At 69.4% G+C, this 7226-nt stretch carries 8 protein-coding genes and 1 tRNA gene; 3 read left to right on the top strand and 6 right to left on the bottom strand.

All coding sequences use genetic code 11. From position 1 onward, the window contains the following. Positions 1-28: 28 nt before the first annotated feature. Positions 29-247 carry an MbtH family protein gene (locus MAA44156_RS06920; RefSeq protein ID WP_003877808.1) on the bottom strand — a complete coding sequence of 73 codons (219 nt, stop codon included), beginning with the start codon at positions 245-247 and terminating at the stop codon, positions 29-31. Between the two features lie 1125 nt (positions 248-1372). Between MAA44156_RS06920 and MAA44156_RS06915 the strand changes: the two genes are divergently transcribed. The 3 genes from MAA44156_RS06915 (at position 1373) to MAA44156_RS06905 (ending at position 3423) form a co-directional block, all read left to right on the top strand. Further along, the gene (locus tag MAA44156_RS06915; RefSeq protein WP_023861733.1) at positions 1373-2158 is read left to right on the top strand and encodes a GAP family protein; all 786 of its coding nucleotides are present in this window, start codon (positions 1373-1375) and stop codon (positions 2156-2158) included. 116 nt (positions 2159-2274) lie between these two features. Further along, the gene (locus MAA44156_RS06910) at positions 2275-2709 is read left to right on the top strand and encodes a DUF4383 domain-containing protein (protein ID WP_003877806.1); all 435 of its coding nucleotides are present in this window, start codon (positions 2275-2277) and stop codon (positions 2707-2709) included. A 48-nt stretch (positions 2710-2757) separates the two neighbouring features. Further along, positions 2758-3423 carry a DUF2510 domain-containing protein gene (locus MAA44156_RS06905; RefSeq protein ID WP_003876330.1) on the top strand — a complete coding sequence of 222 codons (666 nt, stop codon included), beginning with the start codon at positions 2758-2760 and terminating at the stop codon, positions 3421-3423. 5 nt (positions 3424-3428) lie between these two features. Here the strand turns inward: MAA44156_RS06905 and MAA44156_RS06900 are convergent. From MAA44156_RS06900 to scpB, 5 genes are all read right to left on the bottom strand, one after another. Beyond that, positions 3429-3505: transfer RNA gene (locus tag MAA44156_RS06900), tRNA-Pro, on the bottom strand. 204 nt (positions 3506-3709) lie between these two features. Next, positions 3710-5110 carry a ribosome biogenesis GTPase Der gene (der, locus tag MAA44156_RS06895; protein WP_009977234.1) on the bottom strand — a complete coding sequence of 467 codons (1401 nt, stop codon included), beginning with the start codon at positions 5108-5110 and terminating at the stop codon, positions 3710-3712. Then, complete coding sequence (gene cmk / locus MAA44156_RS06890) at positions 5107-5793, bottom strand: (d)CMP kinase (protein ID WP_009977235.1); 687 nt, start codon at positions 5791-5793, stop codon at positions 5107-5109. Before cmk ends, der begins: the two co-directional genes overlap by 4 nt. Continuing rightward, positions 5790-6533, bottom strand: coding sequence for a pseudouridine synthase (locus MAA44156_RS06885; RefSeq protein ID WP_009977236.1), 744 nt, complete (start codon positions 6531-6533; stop codon positions 5790-5792). The genes cmk and MAA44156_RS06885 overlap by 4 nt, the downstream gene beginning before the upstream one ends. Further along, positions 6533-7162: an SMC-Scp complex subunit ScpB gene (scpB, locus tag MAA44156_RS06880; RefSeq protein WP_224112162.1), complete on the bottom strand. Its 630-nt coding sequence runs from the start codon at positions 7160-7162 to the stop codon at positions 6533-6535. The genes MAA44156_RS06885 and scpB overlap by 1 nt, the downstream gene beginning before the upstream one ends. Positions 7163-7226 lie beyond the last annotated feature (64 nt).

Genomic DNA, 7226 nt, shown 5'->3' with positions numbered 1-7226 from the left:
ACCCTTCATACCGACAGCCGTCGGCGCATCACAAACCGGCGCTCAGCGTGTCGCGCAGACTTTTCGCCCGGATATCGGGCCAGCTCTCTTCGATGTACTGCAGGCATGCGGTGCGGTCGGCTTCCCCGAAAACTACCCGCCAACCCGGGGGAATGTCGGCAAACGTTGGCCAAAGACTGTGTTGTTCTTCGTTATTGACCAAGACGAAAAATCGGCCGCCGTCGTCGTCGAACGGATTGAGCTGCATGGTGATGGACCCCCCTTTGCACCGAGACCTGATTCCAGATTTACCACCGTCGCACCGCGTGTGGCATGAACGCCGTTGCGGCGCATAAGGATTCAGTCCGTCGGGCCGGGCCGCCACGTCAACCAGCTCACCGGCTGGACACCGGCGAAGGTGAGCCTGGTCGCCAGGATCCGGCACCGTGACGCGGCGGCGCCGATTCCGGCCCTGCGTCGACACCCGCCGTTCGCCGGGCGGTGCATCCCCGTTGAACCGGCATTACGACTGTCGACGCCGCGATCCTTGGCCGGCGGATACCCAACCGATGCTGTGCAAAACATATGAATTCCGTTCCTACATAACCGATCCGCGGCGATTCTACTGTTCGACTCGTGTGCGGCACTGAGCAAAACGCCTTTTTGCCCGGCCGCTCCCGCCGCCACCGGCTTTTGCGGCCGGGTCGCCGGCGGTCGCCGACGCGGTTTGCCCGCGCTCAGATGCGCCACCTCGCCGGCCGCGGCGGCGGGGTTTGCCCGCCGGCGCCCGTCTCAGCCGGTCATCGGCCCGACACGCTGCGGGGCCGGCGAATTGGCGACCGCGCCTGCGGCATGAACGCGACCTTAACAGCCCTTTAAGCCGGCGCCGTCCGGTGGGCGCCGCATGCCGCCCGTCGCGCCGAATCCCTGCCGTACCATGGGAAAACGTACGGATGTTGCTGTGTCGCCGGCGAGATCATCGTTGCCCGGCGCCGGCGCGCCCGGTCGGTCGTAGCTGACGGGGCCGTGGGCGCAGCGGGAGCCCGCCTGGACCCGCCGATGTCCGCCGTGGCCGCCCGCCCCGGGAATCACACCGATTGTTTGTGATTGATCTCACGGACCTCGGACTCATCGGGCGTTCGCCGGCCGGTCACCGGCGCGCGTGGTCCAACCGCTTCACGGCGCCCCCGTGACCGACTGGGTCGTCGGCCCCGGATCCGGCGCCTCACCTGCCCGGGCGCCGATCGGAGGCGGTGTCTGAAACCGTTGCACGCAAGCACAATTCGTCGTTCACAGGCGGTGCATAGGTTCGCTTTGCTCGACCATCACCGCGGCACCCCGGCGCGCGAAGGCCGGCGTTTAGAGCCCGACACCCGCGGGTAGAGCTGCGCCCATGTGGGGGTCGGTGCTGGGCTTGGGGATGCTGGCTGCGCTCAATCCGGTTCGTCTGGGTCTGGCTCTGCTGATGATTTCGCGGCCGCGGCCCGGGCCGAGCCTGCTGGCGTATTGGATCGGCGGGCTGACCGTGTGCGTGCCCGAGCTGCTGATCCCGGTGCTGCTGCTGAACTTCACGCCGATGTTCGGCCATCCCTCGCACGCGTCCCCGTCCACGGGCTCGGCCCTGGGGAAGATTCAGATCGGCCTCGGCGTGGTGGGGCTGTCGATCGCCGCGGTGCTGACCGTGCGCTTCGCGGCCCGCCAGCGCGCCGCCGCGCCGCCGCCCGACGAGCGGGCCTCGGAACTGTCAGCGGCCCCGGGCGCCACCATCGCGATGCCGCGGCTGCTGACCCGGGCGCAGGACGTGTCCCCCGGCGACCGGTCGGTGCTGCGGCGGATGCTCGCGCGGATGCACAGCGCGTGGGAAAGCGGGGCGTCGTGGGTGGCCTGGGTGATCGGCGTCATCTCCGTGCCCGTCGACGGTGTGCTGTTCATCGTCGCGATCATCGCGGCCTCGGGAGCCTCCGTCACCGCGCAGGTCAGCGCGTCGGTGGCGTTCGTCGTGCTGATGTACGCCGTGGTGGAGGTCATCCTGGTCGGATACCTGGCCACGCCGGGGAAGACGCAGTCGCTGCTGCTGGTGCTGCACGACTGGGTGCGCACCTACCACCGGCAGATCCTGGTCGCGCTGTTCACCGTGGTCGGGGTGTCCCAACTGGCCCAGGGGCTGCACCTGGTCTGAGCGTTACGAAGCGCTCCGTGGCCGTGTCGCCCCGAACAGACCCCGAAAACCATTGTGGCGGTCTACTACGAAACGTAGTATTCGAGGTGGTTCCCCGGTGCACAAGGAGGTGCAGTGTGAGGTGGAGTGTCGCCCAGGTCGGTCTGCTGGTCATCTGCGTGGTCCACGTGATCCAGGCCGTGGTCGGTCTGGTCATGAATCCCAGTTTCGCCACCGGGCCGAACGCCCCGACCGTCCAGCTGCTCGGGATGGACTACAACGGCTGGCATGCGGTCGCCGGTCTGGCGCTGTTCGCTCCCGGCCTGGTGTTCGCCGCCCGCAAGTCCTGGTCCGTGCTCTATCTGCTGCTGGCCGCGATAGCCGGTGCGTTGCCGGGCATTTGGGCGTTCTTCTCCCACCAGGTCGCGTTCCTGTTCACCTTTCCCAACAACATCACCGACGCGGTCGTGCACTTGGTGACCGCCGCGGTGATGGTGGCGGTGGCGGCCGTTCAGGTCCGGATGGACGGTGGGCTGAGAAACTCACTGGCCGACCTGCGCAGAGCGCGGTAGCCGTCGGCCGGGTGGCCGGGACGTCGGCGTCACGATGAAAATGGACGGATGCCTTCCGAACCTGCGCCGCCCCCTCCCAAATCGGCGCCCGGCTGGTACCCCGATCCCGCGGTCGGCCATGGGCTGAAACGCTACTTCGACGGCACCAGCTGGACGGGCGAGTGGGCGTTCTTCACCGAGCAACGCAAGAACGGCACCTCCGGCAAGGCGGCCCTGGCCCTGGCGGCCCTGGGCGTCGTCGTCCTGCTGCTCATCTTCGCCAAGAGCTGGGCCTTCGACCCGGAGAAGGCCGCCCGCGCCACCGCGACTTCGGCCGCGACGGGATCCACCGAGCCGGCACCCCCGACGCCGGCCGGTCCCAAGAAGCCGGACGGCGTCACCTTCACCACCGCCGCGGCCCCCGACGGCGACGTGGTGGACGCCCGGTTCGCCATCCGCGACAACTACAGCGAAGAGATGATCAGGGACGGTGCGCGCTCGGACACCATTCAGATTCTCAAGTACGCCCACGCGACCTACCCGAACGCGTCCGCGGTGAATGTGCAGGGCACCTTCCCGATGACCGATCCGTACGGCAACACCTCGACGCAGGTCGCCATCGACCTGACATATTCGCGGGCCACGTTGAACAAGATCAACTTCGATGGGGTGCGGGCGAACACCATCTGGGAGATTCGCGATTCCGGGACTGTCCTCCCGGCCTTTCAGCCGTAGCCGGTTGGTCGGGCTGACAGGATTTGAACCTGCGACCACTTGACCCCCAGTCAAGTGCGCTACCAAACTGCGCCACAGCCCGCGCGCCGGCGGTTGCACCGGCAGCAGGTCGAAAGCCTACCGTAAAGGATTGGCCTGCCGGGCAAGCGACCTCCGGTCAGTCACCAGTGAAGGACGCCGGCACGCCCAGGCTCAGGCGCGGACCATGAGATGGCCCGCAGACACGCGAGCACCGGCGCTAGCGGATTTCGCACAACGCGATAGCTCCAGACACAGCCGACGCCACTCAGCGCCGCCGGGCCCCGCGCTTCTCCCGCACCCGCACGTTGATCCGGATCGGCGTCCCCTCGAACCCGAACGCCTCGCGCAGCCGCCGCTCCAGGAAACGCCGGTATCCGGCCTCGAGAAAGCCGGTGGTGAACAGCACGAAAGTCGGCGGCCGGGCGGCGGCCTGGGTGGCGAACAAGATGCGCGGCTGCTTACCGCCCCGCACCGGCGGCGGGGTGGCCGCCACCACCTCCTTCAGCCAGGAGTTCAGCGGGCCGGTGGCGATCCGGGTGTCCCACGACGCCAGGGCGGTCTCCATCGCCGGCACCAGCTTGGCCACCGCGCGACCGGTTTTCGCGGAGATGTTGACCCGCGGCGCCCACCGCAGCTGCACCAGCTCGCGGTCGATCTCGCGCTCCAGCAGCTCGCGGCGGTCCTCGTCGACCAGATCCCATTTGTTGAACGCCAACACCAGGGCCCGGCCGGCTTCGATCACCATGGACAGCACCCGCTGGTCCTGCTCGGTGAGCGGGGCCGACGCGTCGATCAGCACGATCACCACCTCGGCCGCGTCGATGGCCGAGTGCGTGCGCACCGACGCATAGAACTCGTGGCCGCTGGCCTGCCCCACCTTGCGCCGCAGACCCGCGGTGTCGACGAACCGCCACACCCGATCGCCCAGCTCGATCAGCGAGTCCACCGGGTCCACCGTCGTCCCGGCCACATCGTGCACCACCGAGCGCTGATCGCCGGCCAGCTTGTTCAGCAGCGAGCTCTTGCCCACGTTCGGCTTGCCCACCAGCGCCACCCGCCGCGGCCCGCCGGGCCTGGGCGCCACCTCGGACACCTCGGGCAGCGCGGCCAGCACCTCGTCGAGCAGGTCGGCCACCCCGCGCCCGTGCATCGCGCTGATCGGGTGCGGCTCGCCGAGGCCCAGCGACCACAGCATCGCCGCGTCGGCCTCGGCCTTGTCGCTGTCAACCTTGTTGGCGGCCAAGAAAACCGGCTTCCCCGACCGCAGCAGGATCCGGGCGGCGGCCTCGTCGGCGGTGGTGGCGCCGACGAGCGCGTCGACCACCAGGATCACCGCGTCGGCGGTGCGCATGGCCACCGACGCCTGTTCGGCGACCAGCTGCTGCAGCCCCTTGGCGTCGGGCTCCCATCCCCCGGTGTCCTGCACGACGAATCGGCGCCCGGTCCACAGCGCGTCGTAGGACACCCGGTCGCGGGTGACGCCCGGCACGTCCTGCACCACCGCCTCCCGGCGGCCCAGGATCCGGTTCACCAGCGTCGACTTGCCGACGTTGGGCCGCCCCACCACCGCCACCACCGGCGCGGGAGGCGCTTGCGCCGCCTCGTCGAGCTCGAATTCGACCGCTTCCCAGTCGCTTTCGTCGCTCCATGTTCCGTCGTGAGTCACCGCGCCACTTCGCTTCGCTGCCTGACCAGATCCCGCAGGTGGTCGATCACCTGCGCCTCGGTCATGTCACTGGTGTCGACCACCACCGCGTCGGGAGCCGCCCGCAACGGCGACACCCGCCGGGTGGAATCCAGATGGTCGCGCCGGCGGACCTCGGCGAGCACCGCCTCGTAGTCGTCGGCCAGCCCCCCCGCCACGTTCTGGTCGTTGCGCCGCCGGGCCCGGGTCTCGGCCGAGGCGGTCAGGAAGATCTTCACCGGCGCGTCGGGCAGCACCACGGTGCCGATGTCGCGGCCCTCGACGACGATACTGCCGGGGCCGGAAGCCATTTCGCGCTGCAAGCCGACCAGGCGGGTGCGCACGGCGGGAATCGACGACACCGCGGACACCGCCGCGGTGACCTTGTCGCCCCGGATCTCGGTGGAAACGTCTTCTCCGCCAAGGAAATAACGGTCACCGTCGGGGTGATAGTCCACCGACATCCGCACCGCCTGCGCGGCGCGCCCGACGGCGTCGGCGTCGGCCGGGTCGATGCCGGCGCGCAACACCGCCAGCGTCACCATCCGGTACATTCCGCCGGTGTCCAGATAGCGCGCACCCAGCGCGCGCGCCAATCCCTTTGAGACGGAGGACTTTCCGGTCCCCGCGGGGCCGTCGATGGCCACCACGACGTCGGCGCTCACAGCCCGACCGCCTGGTAGAGCCGGCCCACCTCGTCGCGTCCCAGCGCCCGAATGCTGCCCGGCCGCTGCTTGCCCAGGGAAATCGGCCCGATGTCGGTGCGCACCAACGACTCGACCGGGAAGCCCGCGGCCGCCAGCAGCCGGCGCACAATGCGATTCCGCCCCTCGTGCAACGTCACCCGCACCAGCGTCTTGCCCGGGGTGGCGTCCACCACCGCGAACTCGTCGACCCGCGCCATCCCGTCGTCCAGCTCGATGCCCGCGCGCAGCGTCTTGCCCAGCCCGCGCGGTATCGATCCGGTGACCGTCGCCAGATACGTCTTGGGCACCTCGTGGGAGGGATGCATCAACCGGTGCGCGAGTTCGCCGTCGTTGGTCAGCAGGATCAGCCCTTCGGTCTCGGCGTCCAACCGCCCGACGTGAAACAGGTTCTTGTTGCCGCGAACTCGGCGTTCGATCAGGTCGCCGATGCACGGCCGGCCGCGGTCGTCCGACATCGTCGAGTGCACCCCGCGCGGCTTGTTCAGCGCCAGATAGACCTGCGACTCGTCGAGGACCACCCGGGCCCCGTCGACTCGGATCACCGCGGCATCCGGGTCGACGCGGGTGCCCAGCTCGGTCACCACCTGCCCGTCCACCTCGACGCGGCCGTCGACGATCAACTTCTCGGCGGCCCGCCGCGACGCGATTCCGGCCTGCGACAACACCTTTTGCAGCCGGATGCCCTGAGCTTCGACCATCAATCCTGGTCCACGTCGAACGACAGCGCCGCATCGGAGGCCTGACCGCCGGAGAGTTTGACGAAACGTGGCTCGCTGTCCAGGGATTCGCTCAAGTCCTCGATCGTGTCGACGTCGGGAAGCAGCGGCGCGATGTCGGGCAGGTCGGCCAACGACGTCAGCCCCAGCCGCTCCAGGAACAGGTCGGTGGTGGCGAACGTGGTCGCGCCGGTGTCCTCGTCGACCCCGGCCTCGGTGATCAGGCCGCGGGCCAACAGCGTGCGCATCACGGCGTCCACGTTCACCCCGCGCACCGCGCTCACCCGCGCCCGGGTCACCGGCTGGCGGTAGGCGACGACGGCCAGCGTCTCCAGCGCGGCCCGGGTCAGCTTGGACCGCGCCCCGTCCAGCAGCAGCTTCTCCACATAGGGCGCGAACCGGGCCCGGGTGTACATCCGCCAGCCCTCGCTGGTTTTGCGCAAGTCGATGCCGCTGTCGCGGGCGGTGAGCTCGTCGGCCATCTCCTGCAGCTTGGTGGCGATCCGGTACACCGGCTGCTGGGTCGCGGCGGCCAGCGCCTCCGCGGTGACCGGGGTGTCCACCACCAGCAGCAGCGCCTCCAGCACCGACCCGAGTTCCCCGGACTCCATGGGGGCGGCCTCGGCGATCTCCGGGATGCCCGCCTCGAGCTCGGAGTCGAGATCGACGTCCGGC

The sequence above is a fragment of the Mycobacterium avium subsp. avium genome (assembly GCF_009741445.1).
In the GTDB taxonomy this organism is placed as follows: Bacteria; Actinomycetota; Actinomycetes; order Mycobacteriales; family Mycobacteriaceae; genus Mycobacterium; species Mycobacterium avium.
This window is presented reverse-complemented; position numbering and strand designations above follow the sequence as displayed.